The organism is Pantoea sp. E956-1 (assembly GCF_982223955.1).
This window is the reverse complement of the sequence record NZ_CEUYZP010000013.1, coordinates 1-21,513: the sequence shown is the minus strand read 5'-3', so window position 1 is coordinate 21,513 and position 21,513 is coordinate 1. Positions and strand designations below refer to the sequence as shown.

The following is a 21,513-nucleotide window of genomic DNA, read 5'->3' as shown; positions in this document are numbered from 1 at the left end:
GGCACAGCATCCTCGTGACGACCTGTGACGGGCATCCAGCAATAAGGACATTAAGGCCGCCTGTCAGGTTTTTTTGGGGCAGGGCAGCTAGAGTCTCGCTTAGTTAAGGCTGAATCACCTTACCCTGCTCATCAAGCAGATCCGTCAGGAGAGCTGTGCCATCGCTTCCCACCCGGAATGCCCCGTAACGTGCCTGCGCGAATCTGTCGGCATGACCTTCCTGAAAGAAATAAGCGTTGGTGCCGATGGTCAGCGAGCCATAATGTTGATGGTACTTCACCCGCAGCTGATTTGGCTGCAGAGGTTCACCCTGATCAAAACGGGCCTGAGTCGCATGACGCTGCGCATCAAGGTCAACAATCAGGGTTCCGCTGGTGGGCAGGCATGGCGCTGACAGGGTCGCGCCGCAGGACTCAGCCTGTTGATACAACGTCAGTTCCAGCGGGCGGGTGAGGGCATAATTCAGCGCCATGTAATCACCCTGCATCAGGGATCGCGGATCAACCGGGGCAAGAGGTAAAATCATGACCGCACCTTGCTTCAGCAACTGCTCTTTTTGCCAGATGCTGACATTGACGGCTATCAGCGCCAGCGCTATCACAGCGCCAGCCAGCCATCGGCTCTGTTTATGCATTTTCACTGGCACCTCCGATTTGTGCAGGTAATACTTTTTTGACTCCCCATGCCAGGCCCAGTAAAACCAGACCGCTGACCAGCAGCAGCAGCGATTTCTGCAGCAGAATTACCTCCAGGAAGTAATACCAGCCAATGACATACAACACCATGAAACCGCCACTAACTACCAGCAACCCCAGACTGCCCTGATAACGTGCCATCAGAATTAACCACAATCCCAGCCCTATACCCGGTGCATAGAGGGAGGCCACCCCGCAGATAAGTGCAGCGGGCAGCGTGATGATCGAAAACAGTGGCTGGCTGTGCCTTTTCCGACTGAGCGCACTCAGCACTAAACCAGCCGCGATTCCTGTGCCTGTCGCGGACTGAAGCGTGGAAAATTGCGATGCTGACCAGAGGAAATCCGTGAGATACGCCGCGTTTATCCCGAGGAAACTCAGCAACATCAGACCACAAGGTATGCCATACAGCAGGGGGTGTACCGCGTCAGCATAGGGCCCTGACTGTAACCTAAGCTGATGACTGACTGTCCACATCCACAAAAATACGACTGCCGCCACCAGTACGGACACAGCAAGGCGTCCAGCCATCGGAGACAGGTAAAGCCGGGCCACAGAATGGCCCGCCAGCACCAGGAAAAAGGTCAGGGCAGTGATGGCCATAAACCGATAAGTGCGGTCGGGCATAGCCACCCCATCGCGGCCAGGATCGGCAAGGCAGTCAGTGAACTCAGCATAATAAAGCTGGCATCATTGCTCTGGATTTGCAGCAGAACGCCAGTTATCAGCCCGCACGTTGCCGCAATCGCCCATGCCAGTCCGAGGTGATGTTTACCGTCACGCTGACTGCTTAACAGGCCACGCGCAATAGCGGCAAGCAGCAGCGAAGGAATAATAAGGGTGGCAGCGTTCGGGTCTTCCAGCAGATCAGTGGCATAGAGCATCAGTATCATCAGTAACAGAATGATGATCGCTGCGACCCAGCCTCCGACGCTCAGCGCCAGCCTCAGATACCAGGGCAGGTCGGATGCGTGACCGCGTTGCTTAATTGCCTCAACCTGCGAGGCGCTCAGCAAACCCTGCTGACGCAAAGTGTCTGTCAGTAAGGTCAGCCTGGCCGGAACCAGATCGATTGGCCCCTTTTCAACCAGTTTGCGTTGCCACTTCAGCAGAATTGAACCATTTACCGCCACCCAGAATGCCATCAGGATGCCGGTCAAAAACAGATCACCCGTATCGTAGGCTAAAAGAAATAACTGCATGATTAGCGCACAGCCAACAATGGTCAGGCTGGCAATGCCCAGCGTCAGTATGCAGAGATCCTGATAGCGGTAACGGTACAGGTAATAACCTGCCAGCAGGGTGATCACCCAACCGCCGGTGATATAAGGAAGGTGGTCATCGCCGCCCCAGTCAGAGAGGTTCCCGGCCACAATGGCGGTCAGCTGAAGCAGTAAAAATCCCGCCATGACTCGCGAAAACCAGCGGCTTGCCAGCCAGCTCTCGGGCTGATGCGTTATCGCCCGCCAGGCCAGTGCTTCCCTGATAATCAGGCAGGCTGCCAGCAACACCAGATATCCATAGAGCACAGCGTTCGGGAGCCTGGTTAAACTGTCAGACGCGGCGAGATCCAGCAGTGACGACGGCAGGGTGATGTAATAGAGCTGGAACGCCAGGTTAGCGACCAGCCAGCTGCAAAACCACAGGCTGTTTTGCCGGGCAACCAGCGCCAGCGGCAGAAGAACGTATAACCAGGCCCGGAATAGCTCCCAGCTGTCTGCACCGGTCTGATAAATCTGCCCATACAGCGCAAAAAGGGCACCGAAGCTTAACCCTGTCGCCAGTAATGCGTTGCGTGCCAGCGTGCTGTACCAGCGCCACCAGACAATCACCGCCAGCGCAACGATCAACAGCTCGGCCAGGGCAAATTTCGCCATTTTCGGCAGCCAGGCCCAGTTCCAGGCAATAAAGAACACCGCTCCGGCAACCAGTGACAGTAATCCCAGACAGGAAAGAACCGGGATAAGAAACTGACGCCACTGAGCATCTGACGGTCGGATTCCACAGAAAGCAAAGATACGCTGGCAGGTCTCCGGGGTCAGGCTTCCTCCCTTCAACAGGCTTGCGATCTGGCGACAAAGATACTCTGCCGTCCGTGACGGCATCCCGGTAATGCCATCGGGTGCAAGCTCCCTCATTCTTTCCCTGCCTCTGTTTGCGGTATGACTTTGATGATGAAGTTAACGACTGTTCTTCGCTGCGATTAATCCGCGTCACGCTCTGATGAGCGACAAACTCTGCGGATAATGTTGCTGAACGAATTTAATCATCATTTCGCGGAAATAACAGCGAAAACAAAGGCGATGAACGCATTCTGCGCGATCATACACATTCTGATGATGATGGTTTTCCAGTGCCAACGGTGACCTGGAGCACCTGCGTTTCCTGATGCCAGAGTCTGGCCTGCATTGCTTTTCAACATGCCAGCCATCGTAAAATTCGAATTTAATAGTTACAGGCGGCAAAGCGTGATGATGTTAACTAAGCGTGGACCGCGAAAGGTAGAATTCTCTTTACCTGAACCTGTTTATCTCTCTTTGGAGTATCTCTGGCGGTCCTGGCATTGAGCGCTGGTTGTTCAGCGTTGCGGAAGGGATCCTGTCTGAGAAAGGCTTCAGGACAGCGATAAATAATGCTTTAAAAGACTATCATCCTGAATCCTCTTACTATCATGAACCTGCCTGCAGTGCCTTTTCATCGCCACACTTTGCAGTCATTACCCCTCTTAAGGGCACAGATAACGCGCCTTCATCAGTGAAAATGCAATGCCGATATCCAACGCAGGCGAGGGCGCTTAAAACTGGCTTTACCCAGCAAAAGGATATCGCGATGTGCAGGTTCCTTCGGTGGATGCGAGTGTGTTTTAGATGCGGGATGCTGATGAAGATGTGTTTCAAGGCGTAATTATTGGCAAGCATTTTCTAAAGCAATTTTTCGATATGATGCAACAAGCTGCTCTCCTGACTTACATATCCCCTGAATAGTGAGCGCGAATATAGATACATTTCACCAGAAAAGAACGGCAACACGCGATAATGGCTGGGTTTATCTTGTTTTGTGAGCCAGACATTACTGGGCGTTGCGACATTTCATGTATAAGAAATATTTCACCAGAGCAAGGTACGCATGAAAAATTCTAAGTTCAGATTGTCCCCGACGTTTTTACTCTTTTTGCTTGCCTCTTCAGCCACCGCACAAAATATTACTCCCGAAATTACGACGCAATCTGGCAAGGTTAAAGGCACAGTCCATCAAAGCACGTTGTCATGGACCGGTATTCCTTATGCGAAAGCCCCGGTCGGAGAACTGCGCTGGAAAAAACCGGTTTCCCCTGACGCATGGCAAACCGTCTTCGATGCAACCCGACCCGCCACAGACTGCATCCAGGTTTCCCCAGACGGAGCCAAAGGTAATGAGGATTGCCTGAATCTCAATATCTATCGCCCAACCGGAGCCAGCACCCCGCTTCCGGTACTGGTTTATATCCACGGCGGCAATAATCAACTGGGCAGTTCCAGTGAGTTTGCTCCTGCATTTATCGCTGAAAAATATAATGCAGTGATTGTTACTGTAAATTATCGTCTGGGCGCACTGGGCTTTAATCCATTAAAAGCCCTGAACGATGGCGACCCGCTGGATGATTCCGGGAACTACAGCTTACTTGACATCAAAAAATCGCTGGAGTGGATCAAAAACAATATTCAGGCTTTTGGTGGTGACAGAAATAATATTACCGTCTCCGGATTTTCGGCTGGCGGCAGGGACGTGATGGCGATGCTTATCTCACCCTATTTTAACAATACCTTCGACAAAGCCATTGTTTTCAGTGGCGGCATGACCACCTCTGACAAACATGAAGCGGAAAGTGTGTTCGCGCAAAGACTGGCACCTCTGGTCGTCAAAAAGGGCATAAAACCGGATGCCGAAGCGGCGAAAATCTGGCTTCTGTCAGGCTCGCCAGAAGTCCGTCATTTTCTCTATCAGCTTCCCGCCGCAGAACTGGCAATGCTCTTTGGCGATGCGGGGATCCGCATGAATCAGTTTCCGCACCTCTATCGCGATGGTGTGGTGATCCCGAAGGATGGTTTCGAGACCAAAAAATATAATGCCGTCCCGGCCATCATGGCCACAGGGCAACAAGAGTTTTCTTTCTTCGCCCGTAACGACCCGATGTTTGCAACACAGGTGAAAGACGGTACGCTTGGAAAAAACCCTACGCTGCTGAATAAATACACCTTTGCAAATTACTATGGCGGGCTGCTATACAGCCAGTTTAATGTTAATCAGTCCGCTGAGATCATGTACAAAAATTATAACGCGCCGCTGTATGGTATGGAGTTCCGCTATGGCACGGATGCGTTTGTCACGGGTGATAAATTATCCGCCATTGGCTCTTTCCACGGCGTGTTTATGCCTTTTTGGGATAAAAATAAGTATGCTGAATTTACGCAGGATGCGCTGAAGCTAAAAGGCTCTAAGGCACTCGGTGAATCTTTTAATACCTACATTAAAAACTTCCTGGCCACAGGGTCACCAAACGATCAGACCCTTCCGGAATGGAAGAAATGGACTCCGGAAAATGCAGCTGCGGGGGAGTCACTGCTGGTGATGGATGCCAACAAGCAGAAAGCCATCATATACATGAGCAACAAGACCTATAGCTATAAAGATATTCTCACCCGCATCGAGCAGGACAACTCCCTGTCAACTGCAGACAAAAACAGTGTTATCAAAAACGTGCTGAACAATCGCTGGTTCAGCGCACCGCTTGATCAACACTTCGCCCACTAATCCGATGTCTCCTGCTATTGCAGGAGACAAATTTTTCACTCAGTAAGCGAACTGCAGATTATTTTGCGTACGTTGCTGTTATCCGCTGCTGTTAACGTGCCACGGTATAGCTTTGCTTTAACCGTGATTCCAGGCTTACAGCATCACTCTTTCGGTTTCCGACATATTACGCTGAATGTAAATGCGGCTCTGTGGTCAGATGACGTCAGGCCAGTATAACTGATTGAGATTAATTCTCTTTTTCTTACAGTCATTGGTAATAAAATCTGGTTCAGTATGATGAGGTAACCGTCTTTGCAGACTATTCTACGAATGTCTGCTGAATGAAATTCGCACACTGCCAACTCGTTCAATAAAACCTGTATAGCTGACTGCACCTGGTTGGCATTAAACTGAAGACAACACGCACAACGGTAAGCAGCCGTAGTCCGCTATGAGCGAGAAGCGGACATATTCAATGAAAGCAATCGGAAGCCTTTTATGGCCCCTGTTTGGCTTTCAGTTCTGCGGCAGATCAACGCGCATTCAGGCCTGGAATGAAGCAGGATTACCATCTGCTGACATCAATTGACTCTGTAGGTCCTCCGCTGGGAATGCACATGCTTGTTGTGCTCCGCAGCCATAACTTTGAGTCAGCTGAGCAGGCTGCAGCTTTTCTGGGTACGGTGCCTGTCGAAAAGCGTTCACGCACGTCGGTACGCAGCCGCCCCGTATGTCTAAAATCGGTCCGCCTCAATTAAGAGCAAAGCTTTACATGTCAGCCTTATGCGGAAAAATTCACAATAAATGGATGTGCAATCTCTACGATGAGTTATGTCTGTGTGACAAGCCGAAAATGGTGACCATCGGTGCCCTGATGAGAAAACTGGTGCACTGATGTTATGGCGTACTGAAAACGAAAACTGCATTCTGCGATGATTATTGCTGCTCTATTACACATACCTGAGTCCGGGAGTGATATCACAATACTCATTCATCACTCTGAAAGATTGTGCTGAGCTTGATGTGAGCAAAACCCGGAGTTTCAGTTATCCGTATGAAAAACATGTCTGCGCTGAATAAAAAGCCTACATCGCAATAGCTTACGTAAAAAAGGTTCTGAGATATCTAAACGTAAAATAAGAATGTCTGAATTTCAAACAATGTAATTTGACAACCAGTTACCATAATGCAAACCTGTTACCATAACAGGAGGATTTATGGCACATTCAAAAACTGATCAGCTAACGCAGGTTATTCTTAACGTTTTCCAGCTCAACGGTGCCCTGACAGAGTGGGGTGACAGATTTGTCCTGCCTGATGGTCTTACCGGCACACGCTGGCGCATGCTGGGTGCAGTTGCACTGGCACAACGGCCAGTTACCGCGCCTCAGATTGCATTGACTATGGGTGTTACACGGCAGGGTGCGCAGAAGCAGCTCAATACACTGGTTGAGTCCGGACTGATGGAAACGCAGCCCAATCCAATGCACAAGCGGTCGCCGCTTTATGCGCTGACCGAATCAGGTCAGTCAATCTATGACAGCGTTAATGCACGATGGCAGCATCAGGCAACCGAAATGGCGGGACAGTTCAGCGCAGCCGAACTGGAAACGGCGGAGCATGTTCTGAAAAGTCTCATTGAGACTCACGAAAAGTCTCTGGCGGAGCAGTGCCTATGAAACGCCGGATTCATGCTACCGCTTCGATGTTGTCAGCGTTGTTTCTGGCAACGTTCTGGACCTCGACAATCATCACCGAGCTTTTTCTATCGGCTACAGCAGTCGCCGAAGTGAAACAGCTGATTGCTTATGCGCTTCTTGCGTTTGTACCGCTGATGGGTCTGACAGCGGCTACCGGTTTTTCGATGGGTGCCAGGGTCAATCATCCGCTGATTAAGCTGAAACGCCGCCGCACTCCTGTCATCGGCATAAACGGTCTGTGCATTCTGGTGCCATCAGCCCTTTTCCTGTGGATTCGTGCCAGGGCAGGTCAGTTTGACGGCGCTTTTTACAGCGTTCAGGTGCTTGAGCTGATTGCAGGGGCACTGAACCTGACGCTGATCGGATTAAACATTCGTGACGGCCTTCAGCTGAGCCGCCTCCACCGCGCCCGTAAACCGGGCATCAATGAGCAATAATGTTGCCTCGTAAGGATTAACTATGCGTGCTGCTGTCGTGACCCGTTTTGATGCACCACCGTCATATGGCTACTTTTCTGAACCGGTTGCCGGTGAAGGTGAAGTTGTTATTCGTGTGCTGGCCGTACCCCTGAGTCCTATTGTGAAAAGCCTCGCGACAGGCAAGCACTACTTGGGTACCACAGAGACGAACTTTATCCCGGGAATTGATGGCGTGGGCATTGATCCGGACGGTAAACGGGTTTACTTCCTGTTTCCCAAATCGCCATTCGGTTCTATGGCCGATCAGGCTTTGGTGCCGGCACATTCTGTCATGCCGGTTCCGGAAAGTGTGGGCGATGCACGGGCGGCTGCGGTCGTAACCGCAGGGCTTTCATCCTGGGTTGCCCTGACGCTGAGAGCCGGTTTTCAGCGTGGTGAATCGGTACTGATTAATGGTGCCACCGGCTCAGCGGGCGGGCTGGCCGTTCAGATAGCCGCGTGGCTTGGCGCAGGCCGGATTATTGCAACGGGCCGTAACCAGGAAAAACTGGACCAGCTGCCGGCCGGGGTGGAAAAAATCGTGCTGGATGAATCTGCAGATGAAGCACTGAAGCAGGCTTTCTCCGGAAGGGTCGATGTGGTTCTGGATTACCTCTGGGGGGAGCCGGCAAACAGAATAATCTCGCAGGCAACGGCAAATCGTGGTTCGCGACTGGGAGAGCCGCGGCTGCGGTATATTCAGCTGGGTTCGGCAGCAGGAGAATCAATCGCCCTTTCTGCGGCTTCGCTTCGAAGTTCCGGGCTTGAGATACTGGGCAGCGGCATAGGCAGTCTGTCGGTTCAGGCGCTGGTTAAGGGAGCAGGCGAGCTGCTGACTGCAATCCCTCAGGGGGGATTCACCACGCCGGTGCGGACCTGCGCGCTTTCTGACGTGGGCAGAATGTGGAATGAGGATACCGGCGACGACCGGCTGATCCTTATCCCGTAGGCGCTAAGGTCAGAAGAAACGATTAATCTGCTGACTGACTGAGCTTGCCGTTGTAACGGTGATCTCCATACCCGATAAAGATGGCAGCCGGCAGGCTGCCATCTGTGCCTTACCAGTTCTGCCGGGTTGGTGAGATGATCAGGTCATTAACCGTCACATTTTTAGGCTGATTAAGCGCATACACCACAGCATTGGCCACATCCTGCGGGCTGATAGCAATTTTAGTCAGTTCCTGAGCGATCTTGCGGCCTTCAGGATCGCTGACCTTATCTGCCCAGCCGGTATTTATGACGCCAGGGCTGATGGTGTTCACGCGAATGCCCTTATTCACACCCAGATCCTTGCGCATCGATTCCGTCATCGCATGAACAAAAAATTTAGTGGCGCTGTAAACACCTGCGCCCGCATCGACCTGATGGCCCGCAACGGACGCCATGTTCAGGATTTGTCCGTCTTTTTTCTCCAGCATTCCCGGAAGGACGGCCGCAATGGCGTTCAGGTAACCCTTAATGTTGACGTCGACCATTTTGTTCCAGTCATCCCAGACTACGTCGCTCCAGCTTGAGAAAAGCATCAGGCCGGCGTTGTTGATAAGGATATCAACCGGACCGAAAGCTTCCATGGCGTATTTCACCAGTGCCTGAGTATCTTCCGGACGTGTTACGTCGGTTACCAGGCCAGCTGCATGACCGCCCTCTGATTTAATGCTCTCTATTACCCTGTCGAGGCCGTCCTGGTCCAGTGCGGCCGCAACGATATTCACGCCGTGACGCGCCAGCTCCAGTGCCGTTGCAGCGCCAATGCCCGATGACGCGCCGGTAATGACAGCCGTTTTGTTCTGCAGGTGATTCATTTTCTTATCCTTCTTTATCAGGTACAGGCGGCGGAAGTCGTTCCGCCGGTTTTTACTATCAGTATTTTCCTTCCGGCCAGTCGGTATAGCCCTTAGCCCCGCCGCCGTAATACGTTTCTTTCGGCGCAATGGTCAGTTCGGCACCGTAACGCAGGCGCTTCACCAGGTCCGGGTTGGAAATGAACAGGCGGCCGAAGGCAACGGCATCAATAATTCCCGCGTTCCGGCGGCTGATGGCCATCTCAAGGTCGTAATTATTGTTGCCGATAAACGGACCCGTGAACTGCGCGCTCAGCGCATCCATATCCACATCGGCAGGCACGTCCCGCGAAGTGGCCGTTGCGCCTTCGACAAAGTGCAGGTAGGCCAGATTAAAGCGGTTAAGCTGCTGGATTAAGTAGCCATACATCGCCATCACGTTGCTGTCCGGTGGGGTATTCCCGGCGTCAGGCGTGACCGGTGACAGGCGGATACCGACTCTGTCACTACCCCAGATGTTAACGATGGCCTCTGTCACCTCCAGCGTCAGGCGGGCCCGGTTTTCGATGGAGCCGCCGTAGCTGTCGGTACGGTGATTGGTGGAGTCCCGCAGGAACTGGTCGAGCAGGTAGCTGTTGGCAGAGTGCACCTCTACGCCGTCAAATCCAGCCCGCAGGGCGTTCTCTGCTGCGAGTCTGTACTGTTCGATAATGCCGGGGATTTCTTCAGTTTCGAGCGCGCGCGGGGTGGATACCGGCACAAAACCGTTCACGGTGTAGGTCTGGCCTTCGGCTTTAATAGCGGATGGCGCAACCGGACTTGCACCGTCAGGCTGCAGCTCTGTGCTTGAAAAGCGGCCAACGTGCCACAGCTGGCAGACGATTTTTCCGCCCTGAGCGTGGACCGCGTCCGTTACTTTTTTCCAGCCGGCGACCTGCTCTTCATTCCAGATGCCCGGCGTGGCGGCATAACCGCGGCCCTGAGCCGAGATGTTCGTGGCTTCTGAAATAATCAGGCCGGCACCAGCGCGCTGCGCATAGTAGGTCGCATGCAGTTCATCAGGTACGCCATCCTCACCGTAACGGCTGCGGGTAACGGGTGCCATCACAATGCGGTTAGTCAGCTCAAGGCTGCCCATCGCGACGGGGGAAAATAAATCGGTACGGATACTGTTGTCAGTCATGTAAACCTCTTAATAGTTGACCGGTCGTCTAGTTAATGAGTAAAAAAACACGGCTATCCAAGTAGCCGTGTTGTTGCCTTCATTGCGTTGCCGAAGGCGTTGTCCGGGTCGTGGATTTTTGCCATCAGGGAGGCGCCCAGCCAGAGCTGATAAAGTTCTTCAGCCAGCTCACCGGCATCGCTCACCGCAGCCAGCGAACCGTCTTCCTGCCCCAGCCGGATACAGCCGGCAATTTTGTGCACAATTTCCTGGGTGCCCGTTGCCAGTACCTGACGCATGCTGTCGTACTGATCGCAGACTTCCGCGCCGAGCTTGACCACCAGGCATTTGCTTTCCGGCAGGTCTGCGCCCTGGGTCGTCTTCCAGAAGGCGAAGTAGCGCAGCAGCCTCTCTCTCGCCGTTCCGGCACCGCTGAGCTGGTTGTCTGCCTCCTGCAGATAGTGGCTGAAGTAGTTCTCCAGCAGCGCTTCTGCGAACTCTTCCTTGGATTTGAAGTAGTAGTAAAACGAGCCTTTGGGAATACCGGCAGCCTGGACTATCTCGGAAAGCCCGACGGCACTGTAGCCCTTGTGGGTAATAATCGCCCGTGCCACATCAATGATGTGCTGACGCATATCTGTCGTTTGTTTTTTCATAGTGCGACTACTCTATTTAAAAACTGACCGGTCGTCTAGTAATGCCTGTCACATTTTGTGCGATCTGTTGCTGAGTGGCTGCAGCAGCCTGACGGCATGCTGGCCGATCATTTTCAGGCTCTGATGCGTGGCGCCGTCTTTAGCCTCGATCGACATCCCCTCCAGCAGGGTGTTCAGAACGGTAGCCAGCGCGGCGGTATTGGTTTCCACGGGCAGCTGCTTTTCCTTCACCGCTCTGGATAATCGTTTTTCAAACAGGTCTTTTCCCTCCTGCCTGAGAAGGCTGACCGCCCTGACCACATCAGCCGACTCAGCGGAGACGTTGATCGCTGCAAGTACCACCATGCAGCCGCAGGGTACTGAGGGGGAAAGCAGGATATCGGCTGCTTCGCTGAAGAATCGGTCAATGGCCTCTAGGATGTCCTGTGCCTCTTCAAGCCGCGCCCAGGTTGCCTGCCAGTAAACCTGCTCATAGTAATTCACGGCTTCCAGAAACAGGCTGGCCTTGTTGCCGAAGGCCGAATAGAGGCTGGGCGGGTTAATCTCCATCGCAGCGCAAAGCTCAGCAACCGATGCCGGCTCAAAGCCATTGCGCCAGAAAAGGTCCAGCGCCTTCAGCAGCGCCTTATCACGGTCAAAGCTTCGCGGCCGGCCTTTAGGCTTTTCCACGGCTTCAGGACGTTCATGGTTTTTCATACGGGTCTCAATCATTTGCTTGACACATTACATAGCGATCACTATACAATAAATAATATTAAATAGTGATCACTACAGAATAAAGGTGGCACCGTGGCAGACTTTATCTCAACCCTGAGCCTTTACCTTCAGAATACCGGCGGGATCGGCATCGGGTTTTTTTATGCGGTTTTTGTCGCAGGTTCGCTGCTTTTCTTCCCGGCTTCTCTGCTGACTGCACTGTCGGGATGGTTATTTGGCGTAACGGGTGGAACGCTGATAGCCCTGCTGGCTGGATTGACGTCGTCACTGATCGCTTTCGGACTGGCCAGAAGCCGGCTCTTTCCGCTGGCCTCGCGAGCGGCTGCCCGTAGCCACTACCTGAACCGGGCACTTACCCTGTCGCAGCACAACGGAATCGTTCTGGTGCTGCTGCTTCGCCTGAGTTCAGTCGTGCCGTTTGCGCCGCTGAACTATGGCCTGGGCGCGAGCGGTATGTCGTTTAAAAAATACCTGGCCGCAACGGTGCCGGGCCTGATACCGGGCACATTTATTTATGCCGGCGCGGGTGCTTCAGTGTCAGACGTGAGGACGCTGACGCGGGGGGATTTCTCCCCCATGCAATTTATGCAGGACACCATGATGTTACCCGGCCTGGCTGCTGCCGCAGTGGGCCTGGTGCTCCTCTATCTGCTTCAGCGAAGCATCAGAAAAAAGATGGGGATCTGAAAGGATGCCCGGTTTATTTAAAAGGAGAAAAAGTGATGAGTGACGCGACTTACTTGCAGGACTACAACGCTATTGTGAACGTACTGAACCAGTACAACGAGGGGGGTAAGCAGGCGAAGAGTGAGCTGATGAAACCCGCTTTCAGTGAACAGGCCACTATTTTTGGCGTTGACGGCGACGGCAATCTCAGCGGAGGTCCGATTCAGGGACTGTTTGACACCATCGACACCGCCTTCCGTCCTTCACCCGAAGCGAAGGCCGCCATTGTACGTGTAGATATTGTCGGAACGGCCGCCAGTGCCCGCATCGATACCGATGACATTTCGGGCTTTCGTTTTACCGACTTTTTCAACCTTCTGAAGGTAAACGGCCGCTGGATCTTGGTCAGCAAGATTTACCACACCCACGTTGCTCCCTGACAGCCGTCCGGTTAACTGACCACGACAGCCTGCAATCCTGCGCGCTGCGTAAAAAAGGAAACGAAAATGAGTAAAAATATCAAAGCGGTACCCACGGCGGATTACCAGGCCGTTACGGAAACGGCAGGCCGATATGTTGAAGGACTGCGTACCGGCAATGCGGAAACGGTGTCCGAAGCTTTTCATAAAGATGCGGTGATGTACGGCTTTACCAACGGCAGCCTGCTGGGGGGGCCGGTTGAAAATCTGTACGCCTTCGTACGTGAAAATGGCAGTGCGCCGGATATCGTGACCCGGCTGGATGTGCTGGCCATCACGCCGACCACCGCTGTCGTGCGGGTTGATATGGAAAATGACGCCATTGGCGCAAATTACAACGACTATCTGACCCTGATTAAGATAGACGGGCGCTGGCAGGTGATCGCTAAAGTCTATCACCAGTTTGAAGGCTGAAGTAACGGACGGCTGAGACACAGTAAGGAGCGAATTATGAGCCAGGTTTTCATTATTGGTGGCGCAGGTCAGGTTGGTCGGCGCCTGAGCCAGATACTGACAGACAGAGGATTTGCTGTGCGTGCCCTGTTCCGTAAACCGGTGCAGGAGACGTTATTACGACAATTGGGTGCGGAGCCTGTCAGGGGCAGCCTGACTGAGCTTAATGCGGCAGCGCTGGCGGCTCATCTGAAAGGCAGTGACATAGTCGTGTTTACCGCCGGAGCCGGCGGTAAAGGCGGTCCGGAAATGACGAATGCAGTAGACGGTGAGGGACTGAAAACGGCCGTGGATGCTGCTCTGCAGGCCGGGGTAACCCGCTTTCTTCTTGTTTCCGCGTTTCCGGAAGCTTCCAGAGGACAGCCTGTTTCTGACACGTTCGAAAACTACATGCGGGTCAAAAAAATGGCCGACGTCGCGCTGGCGCAAAGCGATCTGGACTGGGTGATTTTACGGCCCGGTACGTTGCGAGATGATCCCGGCACCGGCCTGGTCCGTGCAGGACTTGCCATTCCCTACGGTGATGTCTCGCGTGATGACGTGGCGGCCACGCTGGCAGAAATTATTGAGCACCCCGGTGTCAGTCGCGTCATTATTGAGCTGACTGCAGGAGAAGATCCTGTACGCGAAGCTGTACAGAAGATGGCGGGCCATTAACGTGGCTCATCCTTCCACGCAGACGACCGGAATCCGGCTGCTGCTGCTCGGTGCAACCGGCCTGGTTGGCAGCCATGTTCTCAGGCAGGCGCTGGTCAGCCCCGCCATTAACGCGATTATTGCGCCCACGCGAAAGCCACTGTCGCTGCAGTCCGCCAGCGGCACAACAAAGCTACTCAATCCGCTAATCAGTCAGAATACCAGCGCGTCCGGGCAGGATTGGGTCGCAGACGCGGTGATCTGTGCACTCGGCACGACGATCAAAAAAGCCGGAAGCCGGGATGCTTTCAGGCAGATTGACTATGATTATCCGCTGGCCTTTGCCCGCCTGGCGCGGGACCGGGGCGCGACTGCTTTTGCCCTGACCTCGGCTGCCGGCGCAAATCCGGACTCGCGGTTTTTCTATCACCGCGTTAAAGGTGAGCTTGAGCATGCGCTGATGCAGGAGGGATTCCGCTCGCTGACTTTCGTCAGGCCCGGCGTGATAGGCGGGGCGAGAAAGGAAGCGCGACCGGGCGAAATGGCGCTGAAGATCACTCTCACGGCGTTCGCACCGCTTCTGCCGCGGCGCTGGCATCTCAACCCGGCAGCGGAAATCGCCGCCCGTCTTATGCAGGCGATCGTGCAGCCACAGGCTGGTATCAGCATCATACCCGCAGCCGAAATGACCAACATTATTTAACAGGAAACCCTTATGCCCGTTGTTAAATTCAACGCTACCCTAAATGCTGACGCAGACCGCGTCTGGCAGACCCTCCGTCAGTTTGGCCGCATCAGTGAATGGCATCCGTCGATCCTCAGCAGTGAAATTGAGGATAACCAGCCTGACGGGCTGCCGGGCTGCCGGCGCAGGCTGGTGCTTGATAACGGTGAAATTCTTCGCGAGCAGCTGCTGATGGCTGATGAAGACCGTCAGTCTTTTTCCTATCGCTTTATTGAATCGCCGCTGCCGGTCGATAACTATGTCGCAACCGTCAGCCTCATTCCCCTGACCGGGCAGGACGTAACGGTTATTGCCTGGCAGGCCAGTTTTGAGGTCCGTTCCCATGATAATGCGCAGGAGTTGGCGGCCGTGGTCAGTGAGCTGATCGAGTCCGGACACCACAGCCTGGCCGGCTTCCTTGAAAACCGTTAAAATCTCAGCGGAGCAGCAGGTATGAATCAGTTTATGAAAGCGGTAGACCTTGCAAAAGCTTACAGGCTTATCAATCACGGTCCGGCGACGCTGGTCTCTGCCCGGCACGACGGTATTGAAAACGTTATGGCGGCATCGTGGGTATGCGGTCTGGAATTTGAGCCCGCAAGGCTTACCGTGGTGCTGGACAAGGGAGCCTTCACCCGCAGGCTGATTGAGCAGAGCCGATCCTTTGTGATCCAGGTACCGCTGGCGTCCCAGGCGTCGCTGGTTTATCACCTCGGTTCGCACTCTCTGTTCAGTGAGAAAGATAAGCTCACCCGATCAGGCGTGTCCCTGTTCAGCCTGCCCGGTACTGACGTTCCCCTGGTATCAGGGTGTGCCGCCTGGCTTTACTGTGAACTCATCCCCGAAGAGCATAATCAGCAGACCTACGATTTGTTTATCGGGGAGATAAAATCCGCGTGGGCAGACAGCCGTTTCTTCCGGGACGGGCACTGGCAGTTTGAGCATCTGCCGGCAGACCAGCGCAGCCTGCATTATATTGCCGGCGGCCATTTCTACACTACCGGTGACGCCATTGAGATCGCGGATGCGCCAGCGGAAACGCCCGGAGCATCGGAGAAATAATCAACAGGTGGATAACTGAAGTCAGGCCGGCAGCTGGCGGCGGCTGCACCCCGCCAGCATGATGATCAGTTCTGAAATGCGTCTGACATCATCTTCCAGATGTTCGAGCGGGCGATGGATCAGTCCGACATCCCGATAAAAAACCTTCTCACCCAGACTAATCGCCCTGACAGAGGATGGCCAGCGCTGCCAGGCAGCGATGCGGGGCAGCAGGGCGACACCCACGCCGTTGCTCACCAGCTTAAGAATAGCCTCCAGCTCGTCCACCTCACAGATTTCAGTGACGGCAAAATTCATTTCTCTCAGAAAACGGTCTGCCAGGCGTCCGCCGAATGACGAACGGTCGTATCGGATAAAGGGCTGTCCGGTCAGCAGGCTGGCAATATCGTCACCGGTCACGGTTTTAGGCACAATAAGATGAAACGGCTCGTGTGCCAGGGCGCTCCACTGCAGGGCCTGCGGCAACGGGAAAGGGGGTTTCAGTACGGCGGCCATATCAATCTCACCGGCATCGACGAGATTGATTAAATCCATTGATAAACCCGGAACAACCCGGATCCGGCAGCCGGAACTCTGCTTACTGAACAGCGTCAGCGCATCCGGAAGCAGGGTACGCTGTACGGAGGCAATTGCGCCAATCGTGACGGTTTTACCCGGCACCTTCCGGGGCAGTCTCTCCCCCAGCCCGTCATAGAGGGTCATCAGCTCCTGCGCCTGAACAACAAGCTGAAGCCCGTTCTGGTTCAGGCGTGCATTTCTCCCCGAACGGTCGAACAGCGGGAAGTTCAGATCTGCCTCAAGTCGCTGCATCTGGGCACTAACCGCGGCCTGAGTCAGGCCGATTTTATTGCCTGCCGCCGCAAAGGTCCCTTCCCTGGCAACTATCAGAAACGTTTTGAGTTCACGAATCAAAGTTCACCCATACTCAAATATAATTTGTACTATATAAAGATATATATTGATTTTAATCAAATAAATTTATTTATAATCTCCTTTGTGACGGTAATGTTAATGTCACACCAGACGCTTATCTGGTTCAGCACACGGCATTGCTCAACTTAAATCAGACGTTAAGCTGCCCGACAGCAGCGTCTCCCCTGTGAGGATGCATCAAATGAGCCTTTCTCCTTTCCATCTGGCAATTCCTGTTTATGACCTTAAAGCCACGCGCCATTTTTACGGTGAGGTGTTCGGACTGAGTGAAGGCCGCTCCAGCGAACAATGGGTGGACTTTGATTTTTATGGTCATCAGCTGGTGATCCATGAACACCCCAAAACCGCATCTCAGGAAAGCGTCCATTCAAATCCCGTTGACGGCCACGACGTACCAGTGCCGCACTTCGGTATCGTATTGCAGTGGGATCAATGGGAGGCCCTGGCTGAACGTCTCAGGTCGTTTGGCACTCAGTTTGTTATTGAGCCTTACATCCGTTTTAAAGGCCAGGTCGGTGAACAGGCCACCATGTTCCTCTTTGATCCCTGCGGTAATGCGCTTGAATTCAAGGCGTTCAAAGATATCAGCCAGCTCTTCGCTAAATAGACCCCAGACGCGGCTTCAGGTCGCGCCTCACTGTTTTTCACCCGACTGTATCACGCGTGCCTGCTGCTGCTTTCTGGCAGAGGCTACGCTGTTTAATCTGAGGGCTGGACATGAAAAAAATAACACTGGTTTGGCAGATAGTTATCGGGCTTGCACTGGGAATAGTCGTGGGGTGGTATTTCAATACGCATCCGGAATATCAGCAGTGGGTCAGTCACGAAATCCTTAAGCCGCTCGGCGATATTTTTATCAAAATGATGAAGATGGTCGTGGTACCGATCGTATTCTGTTGCATGATTCTGGGTATAACCGGCAGCGGAGACAATAAATCCTTCGGCAGAATGGGCGTCAAATCTCTGGGCTATTTTTTTACCGTCACGGGGATTGCCATCATTTTTGGACTGGTCCTGGCCAACCTGATCGCGCCGGGAGAAGGCACCAGCATACAGGGAATGGCGCACGGTGCCGGGCACATGAAAATGGAGCCGGCACGCGGCGCACTGGTTATCCTGCAGAACATCGTGCCGGATAACCTGTTTGTTGCGCTCTCTGAGGGCAAGCTGCTGTCGGTGCTGTTCTTTGCCGTCCTGTTTGGCATTGCGCTTAACGGACACCCGCGCGAAAAGACAGCTCCGATTCTGGGCGTTCTGCAAAGCGTATCGGACGGTATGTTCCGCGTGGTTTCCATTGTCATGGCGTACGCGCCGGTTGGCGTGTTCGGTATGATTGGTGCCACCGTCTCAACATTCGGTTTCGCCTCGCTTCTGCCCCTTCTAAAGCTTGTCGGTACCGTTTATCTCGGCCTGATATTGTTCGCCCTGATTGTGCTGGGGGGTATCTGCGCTCTGATTGGTGAAAACGTATTCAGACTGATAAAACATTTCCGCCAGGAACTGGTACTGGCCTTTTCAAGCGCAGCGTCGGCTGCCGTTATGCCTCAGCTGATGTATAAGCTGGAGCGGTACGGGGTACCGGGCCGTATCGTCAGTTTTGTTGTACCGGTAGGCTATGCGTTTAACCTGGATGGCGCATCGATCTTTCTTGGCGTTGCAACCATATTTGTCGCGCAGCTCTACGGCATTGATCTGACACTGATGCAGCAAGTTATTCTGGTCGTCACCATGGTGCTGACCTCAAAGGGTGCCGCCGGCGTTCCGGGTTTTGCCATTCTCATCCTTTCAGCTACGCTGGCTTCAGCAGGGCTTCCGCTGGATGCCGTCGCACTGATAGCCGGCATATTCCGCATTATCGATAGCGGCACCACAACCCTGAACGTACTGGGGAATATTGTGGCTCCGCTGGTCATTAATCGATGGGAAAGGCAAACCGAATCGGTCGCTGATGTTAAAGCTCAAATAAATGAGCCCTGAAACTATCATCGGCAGAGACGACGAACAATGCGAAGTATGTCTGTTAATGCCGCTTTAGCGGCATGGAGGCGTCGGATGACGCTGAGGGTCACACCAATGCTGAACGGCGCCGTGTTCCCGATGTAGCCGGTTACAGACGCATAAATCCTGCCATACCCTTCACTGAACAGCCTAAAGAAGCGTATTCAGAAGTCATTTTTACGCAGGCAATGCATATGGAATACATCATCCTACGTCGGAAAATTTTATTTATATGAATGCGTTACTTACGGCACATGCCACCATTTCTGCCATGTGCGCTGCGCGTGCCGTCAGGAATTGTGCTGCTGCGTCCAAACTCCCTCATACAGTGTGCCGGTAACGGAAAGTTTTTCAAAAGGCGGTTCCTGCTGTCTTCGCTAAAAATATGTGTGCCTTACTCAAAATTTTGGCCTCTTACTTTCAGCGCCGTAATGCCCCTTGTCGGTTCCTGATACTGGCGTCCGCTTCTGGCACACAGCGGACTTTTACTGCAGGCTTAGGTCCGTTATGAGCGAGGAGCGGACGTTTCACTTTTGAGAGCTGAAGGTTTCCAGTACGTTGAACATAACTTCACTGTTGCGAATCATTGCTCATAAGTTTATAAAATCAGAAACCTATATGGAAATGAAGGCACTATGAATATTTCAATCAGAAAGTTACTGCCGCTAGAATGGGATCATGCTTACAGTCTGATTTCACAGCTACGGAACATTTCCAGGGAAAAATTTATCGAAAGCGTCAGAATTCAGACGTTGAACGGTTATGAACTTGTTGGCGCATTTGGCAATGAAAAAATGCTTGGCTTGATGGGTTTCCGTCCCGTTCATACTCTGGCCAGAGGATCACATCTCCATATTGATGATTTGATCGTAGATGAGGCTTTAAGAAGCACAGGGATAGGGAAAAAATTGCTGGATTTTGCCACCACTGAATCAGAAAGCAGGGATATGAACTTCGTGTTCCTTGATGCCCGACAGCAGGCGATACCCTTTTATGAACGGAATGGCTTTGTGGCTCACACATCACCTTCAATGAAAAAGCCTCTCCGATAAGACCAGATAGCCTGTTCATAGGTGGGGGTGCGGACATTATAACTTTGCATCTACACCCTTTAGCACCCCAAAAACATGAAGTTAAGGAAGTTTTTTGCACATAAAAACACTCAACGGATCTTTTGTATAAGGTGGGAATGCATTGCATATCTCATAACCGCATCTACGATAAAGTGCTATAGCCGGTTGCTGATGAATCCCTGTTTCAAGCTGCAATAGGCTCAAATTTTTTTCTGAAGCAATCTTCTCGATTGCACTGACTATCTGTTCTCCGAGCTTCCTCCCCCGATATTCCGGTCGAATATAAACCCGCTTAATCTCAGCTGAGCCATTTTCATGAAATAGCAAAGCACCACAACCTGCAGGTAAGCCACCTTCATCACGTACGATGATGCACCGGAGTTGCTCATCATTAACTTTTGGAAGATCAAGGCAGTGATTACTTTCTGCAGGATATAGTGCGTTCTGAAAGGCATCGAGTTCGCTTACCAGCCACAGCAGGTCAGAATCACTTTTATCTACTTCTGAAATGCTGAACATTCGCTATCCTCGATTCAGTTTTAACTACGGAATCTAACATAATATTCCATCTATGACGGCTTTCAGTATTTAGCATAAGAGTACATGTGCAACTTCCGCTGCTGGCACAGAGCGGACACGGCATCAACATTCTGCAGATTTCCTCTGCCTTCCTGGCAAGCCAAATCAGTGCGATAGCTTAACCAGTACAGCCGCCGGGCTCTGCCGAACTGTCGGAAGCCAGTTTACGCAGGAGTTCACCATGAAGATAATAATTCACAATACCATTATTTATTGTGCCCCCTAAAGACTGATAAAAACGGTTTGCTCCGGCGTTTGATTTCTCGGCATTCCAGCTGAGGCTACGACACTCATGTTCAAGAGCGAGTTTCGCCATAAAGCGCATTATGGATTCCCCTGTGCCTTTTCCTCTCTCATTCTTGGAGACATAAAGCTCTTTGATATGCAGCTGGCCACTGTACCGGGGAGAAGGGTAGAGAATACTGCAACACGCCAGCCCAACGATATAAGCGTCGCAGCGAGCCCTGAGCACCAGAGTACCGGAGAGCTGACTGAACAGTCGATTGCGGAGGTAATTCTTCAACAGTGGTTCCTGAATGATGCCCTTACCATAATAGTGTTCTTCCATTTCGGTAAAAATTTTCACCATGGATTCCCATTCATCTGGCGGACACAGTTCTACCCTTACTTCCATGTTTACTCCTTTTAGCTAACAAAACGCCACAGCTGAGGTAGGGTTTAGTATCATTGCAGCCATTAACAATTCAGCCCGGTTCTTGGATTAAATCTGCCGACACACCAGAAGCGTCGTTTCAATCGTGTCTTATAGCGTACAACTTGGTCAATCCTGCGCTTTTCAGATGTTAACACGCTCAATTAAGCAATTCAGATATGTACGCTATGAGCGAGAAGCGGACATTTTGGATATAACTCATAGACATTATGAGCAGCACAGCTTTGATAATCATTTAGAAATTGTGACTAAAAGCTGGCGGTTAGTGAGTTTTTCCTAATGATAAATATCATCA

24 protein-coding genes and 1 pseudogene are annotated in these 21,513 nt (G+C 52.5%); 15 read left to right on the top strand and 10 right to left on the bottom strand.

The features are described from left to right. Positions 1-103 precede the first annotated feature (103 nt). Genes AC0T7J_RS22140 through AC0T7J_RS22130 form a run of 3 tightly spaced genes read right to left on the bottom strand, consistent with a single transcriptional unit; the run spans position 104 to position 2,833 of the window. Positions 104-634 (bottom strand): GDYXXLXY domain-containing protein, encoded by a 531-nt coding sequence (locus AC0T7J_RS22140; RefSeq protein ID WP_115764339.1) that lies wholly within the window; start codon positions 632-634, stop codon positions 104-106. Next, on the bottom strand, positions 627-1,322 hold the full coding sequence (locus tag AC0T7J_RS22135) for a DUF4401 domain-containing protein (RefSeq protein WP_473797109.1): 696 nt from the start codon (positions 1,320-1,322) through the stop codon (positions 627-629). Before AC0T7J_RS22135 ends, AC0T7J_RS22140 begins: the two co-directional genes overlap by 8 nt. Beyond that, positions 1,280-2,833 (bottom strand): DUF2157 domain-containing protein, encoded by a 1,554-nt coding sequence (locus AC0T7J_RS22130; protein ID WP_473797106.1) that lies wholly within the window; start codon positions 2,831-2,833, stop codon positions 1,280-1,282. The genes AC0T7J_RS22135 and AC0T7J_RS22130 overlap by 43 nt, the downstream gene beginning before the upstream one ends. 988 nt (positions 2,834-3,821) lie before the next feature. Here AC0T7J_RS22130 and AC0T7J_RS22125 point away from each other — a divergent pair. From AC0T7J_RS22125 to AC0T7J_RS22105, 5 genes and pseudogenes are all read left to right on the top strand, one after another. Further along, positions 3,822-5,486: a carboxylesterase family protein gene (locus AC0T7J_RS22125; RefSeq protein WP_473797103.1), complete on the top strand. Its 1,665-nt coding sequence runs from the start codon at positions 3,822-3,824 to the stop codon at positions 5,484-5,486. A gap of 530 nt (positions 5,487-6,016) precedes the next feature. After that, a pseudogene (locus AC0T7J_RS22120) lies at positions 6,017-6,432 on the top strand (transposase); the annotation flags it as partial. 253 nt (positions 6,433-6,685) lie between these two features. Further along, positions 6,686-7,147, top strand: coding sequence for a MarR family winged helix-turn-helix transcriptional regulator (locus tag AC0T7J_RS22115; protein WP_473797101.1), 462 nt, complete (start codon positions 6,686-6,688; stop codon positions 7,145-7,147). After that, positions 7,144-7,605, top strand: a complete 462-nt coding sequence (locus AC0T7J_RS22110; protein WP_473797099.1) for a hypothetical protein — start codon at positions 7,144-7,146, stop codon at positions 7,603-7,605. Before AC0T7J_RS22115 ends, AC0T7J_RS22110 begins: the two co-directional genes overlap by 4 nt. Positions 7,606-7,627: 22 nt before the next feature. Next, positions 7,628-8,575: a quinone oxidoreductase family protein gene (locus tag AC0T7J_RS22105; RefSeq protein ID WP_473797096.1), complete on the top strand. Its 948-nt coding sequence runs from the start codon at positions 7,628-7,630 to the stop codon at positions 8,573-8,575. Positions 8,576-8,684: 109 nt separating this feature from the next. On the opposite strand, the gene AC0T7J_RS22100 is transcribed toward AC0T7J_RS22105, so the two are convergent. From AC0T7J_RS22100 to AC0T7J_RS22085, 4 genes are read right to left on the bottom strand one after another with little or no spacing between them, the layout of a single operon-like run. Continuing rightward, positions 8,685-9,428 (bottom strand): SDR family oxidoreductase, encoded by a 744-nt coding sequence (locus tag AC0T7J_RS22100; protein ID WP_473797094.1) that lies wholly within the window; start codon positions 9,426-9,428, stop codon positions 8,685-8,687. Positions 9,429-9,486: 58 nt separating this feature from the next. Beyond that, the gene (locus AC0T7J_RS22095; protein ID WP_473797092.1) at positions 9,487-10,590 is read right to left on the bottom strand and encodes an alkene reductase; all 1,104 of its coding nucleotides are present in this window, start codon (positions 10,588-10,590) and stop codon (positions 9,487-9,489) included. Positions 10,591-10,643: 53 nt separating this feature from the next. Beyond that, on the bottom strand, positions 10,644-11,225 hold the full coding sequence (locus AC0T7J_RS22090) for a TetR/AcrR family transcriptional regulator (protein ID WP_473797090.1): 582 nt from the start codon (positions 11,223-11,225) through the stop codon (positions 10,644-10,646). 48 nt (positions 11,226-11,273) lie between these two features. Then, positions 11,274-11,894 (bottom strand): TetR/AcrR family transcriptional regulator, encoded by a 621-nt coding sequence (locus AC0T7J_RS22085; protein WP_473797088.1) that lies wholly within the window; start codon positions 11,892-11,894, stop codon positions 11,274-11,276. A gap of 120 nt (positions 11,895-12,014) precedes the next feature. On the opposite strand from AC0T7J_RS22085, the gene AC0T7J_RS22080 reads away from it, so the two are divergent. The 7 genes from AC0T7J_RS22080 (at position 12,015) to AC0T7J_RS22050 (ending at position 15,962) form a co-directional block, all read left to right on the top strand. Then, positions 12,015-12,629, top strand: a complete 615-nt coding sequence (locus tag AC0T7J_RS22080) for a TVP38/TMEM64 family protein (protein WP_473797086.1) — start codon at positions 12,015-12,017, stop codon at positions 12,627-12,629. Positions 12,630-12,664: 35 nt separating this feature from the next. Beyond that, positions 12,665-13,048 (top strand): nuclear transport factor 2 family protein, encoded by a 384-nt coding sequence (locus AC0T7J_RS22075; RefSeq protein WP_473797083.1) that lies wholly within the window; start codon positions 12,665-12,667, stop codon positions 13,046-13,048. 66 nt (positions 13,049-13,114) lie between these two features. Then, complete coding sequence (locus AC0T7J_RS22070; protein WP_143789575.1) at positions 13,115-13,501, top strand: nuclear transport factor 2 family protein; 387 nt, start codon at positions 13,115-13,117, stop codon at positions 13,499-13,501. A 36-nt stretch (positions 13,502-13,537) separates the two neighbouring features. Further along, positions 13,538-14,197 carry an SDR family oxidoreductase gene (locus AC0T7J_RS22065; RefSeq protein WP_473797081.1) on the top strand — a complete coding sequence of 220 codons (660 nt, stop codon included), beginning with the start codon at positions 13,538-13,540 and terminating at the stop codon, positions 14,195-14,197. A 1-nt stretch (position 14,198) separates the two neighbouring features. Then, entirely contained in the window at positions 14,199-14,879 is a 681-nt protein-coding gene (locus AC0T7J_RS22060) for a Rossmann-fold NAD(P)-binding domain-containing protein (protein WP_473797078.1), read from the top strand. A gap of 12 nt (positions 14,880-14,891) precedes the next feature. After that, entirely contained in the window at positions 14,892-15,332 is a 441-nt protein-coding gene (locus tag AC0T7J_RS22055; RefSeq protein WP_473797075.1) for an SRPBCC family protein, read from the top strand. Positions 15,333-15,353: 21 nt separating this feature from the next. Beyond that, positions 15,354-15,962, top strand: a complete 609-nt coding sequence (locus tag AC0T7J_RS22050) for a flavin reductase family protein (RefSeq protein WP_473797072.1) — start codon at positions 15,354-15,356, stop codon at positions 15,960-15,962. 21 nt (positions 15,963-15,983) lie between these two features. Here AC0T7J_RS22050 and AC0T7J_RS22045 read toward each other — a convergent pair whose 3' ends face one another. Next, on the bottom strand, positions 15,984-16,874 hold the full coding sequence (locus AC0T7J_RS22045) for a LysR family transcriptional regulator (RefSeq protein ID WP_473797069.1): 891 nt from the start codon (positions 16,872-16,874) through the stop codon (positions 15,984-15,986). 202 nt (positions 16,875-17,076) lie between these two features. Here AC0T7J_RS22045 and AC0T7J_RS22040 point away from each other — a divergent pair, with 202 nt between their 5' ends. The 3 genes from AC0T7J_RS22040 to AC0T7J_RS22030 all read left to right on the top strand — a co-directional run bounded on the left by AC0T7J_RS22040 (position 17,077) and on the right by AC0T7J_RS22030 (position 19,945). Continuing rightward, entirely contained in the window at positions 17,077-17,502 is a 426-nt protein-coding gene (locus AC0T7J_RS22040) for a VOC family protein (RefSeq protein ID WP_191938706.1), read from the top strand. A 110-nt stretch (positions 17,503-17,612) separates the two neighbouring features. Continuing rightward, a complete protein-coding gene (locus AC0T7J_RS22035) occupies positions 17,613-18,872 on the top strand; it encodes a cation:dicarboxylate symporter family transporter (RefSeq protein WP_473797066.1) in 1,260 nt (419 codons plus the stop codon). A 656-nt stretch (positions 18,873-19,528) separates the two neighbouring features. Next, positions 19,529-19,945: a GNAT family N-acetyltransferase gene (locus AC0T7J_RS22030; protein WP_010259116.1), complete on the top strand. Its 417-nt coding sequence runs from the start codon at positions 19,529-19,531 to the stop codon at positions 19,943-19,945. Positions 19,946-20,026: 81 nt separating this feature from the next. Here AC0T7J_RS22030 and AC0T7J_RS22025 read toward each other — a convergent pair whose 3' ends face one another. Together AC0T7J_RS22025 and AC0T7J_RS22020 are read right to left on the bottom strand one after the other, a co-directional pair. Then, on the bottom strand, positions 20,027-20,485 hold the full coding sequence (locus AC0T7J_RS22025; RefSeq protein ID WP_473797062.1) for a GNAT family N-acetyltransferase: 459 nt from the start codon (positions 20,483-20,485) through the stop codon (positions 20,027-20,029). Positions 20,486-20,663: 178 nt separating this feature from the next. Further along, positions 20,664-21,068 (bottom strand): GNAT family N-acetyltransferase, encoded by a 405-nt coding sequence (locus AC0T7J_RS22020; RefSeq protein WP_473797383.1) that lies wholly within the window; start codon positions 21,066-21,068, stop codon positions 20,664-20,666. Positions 21,069-21,513: the final 445 nt, after the last annotated feature.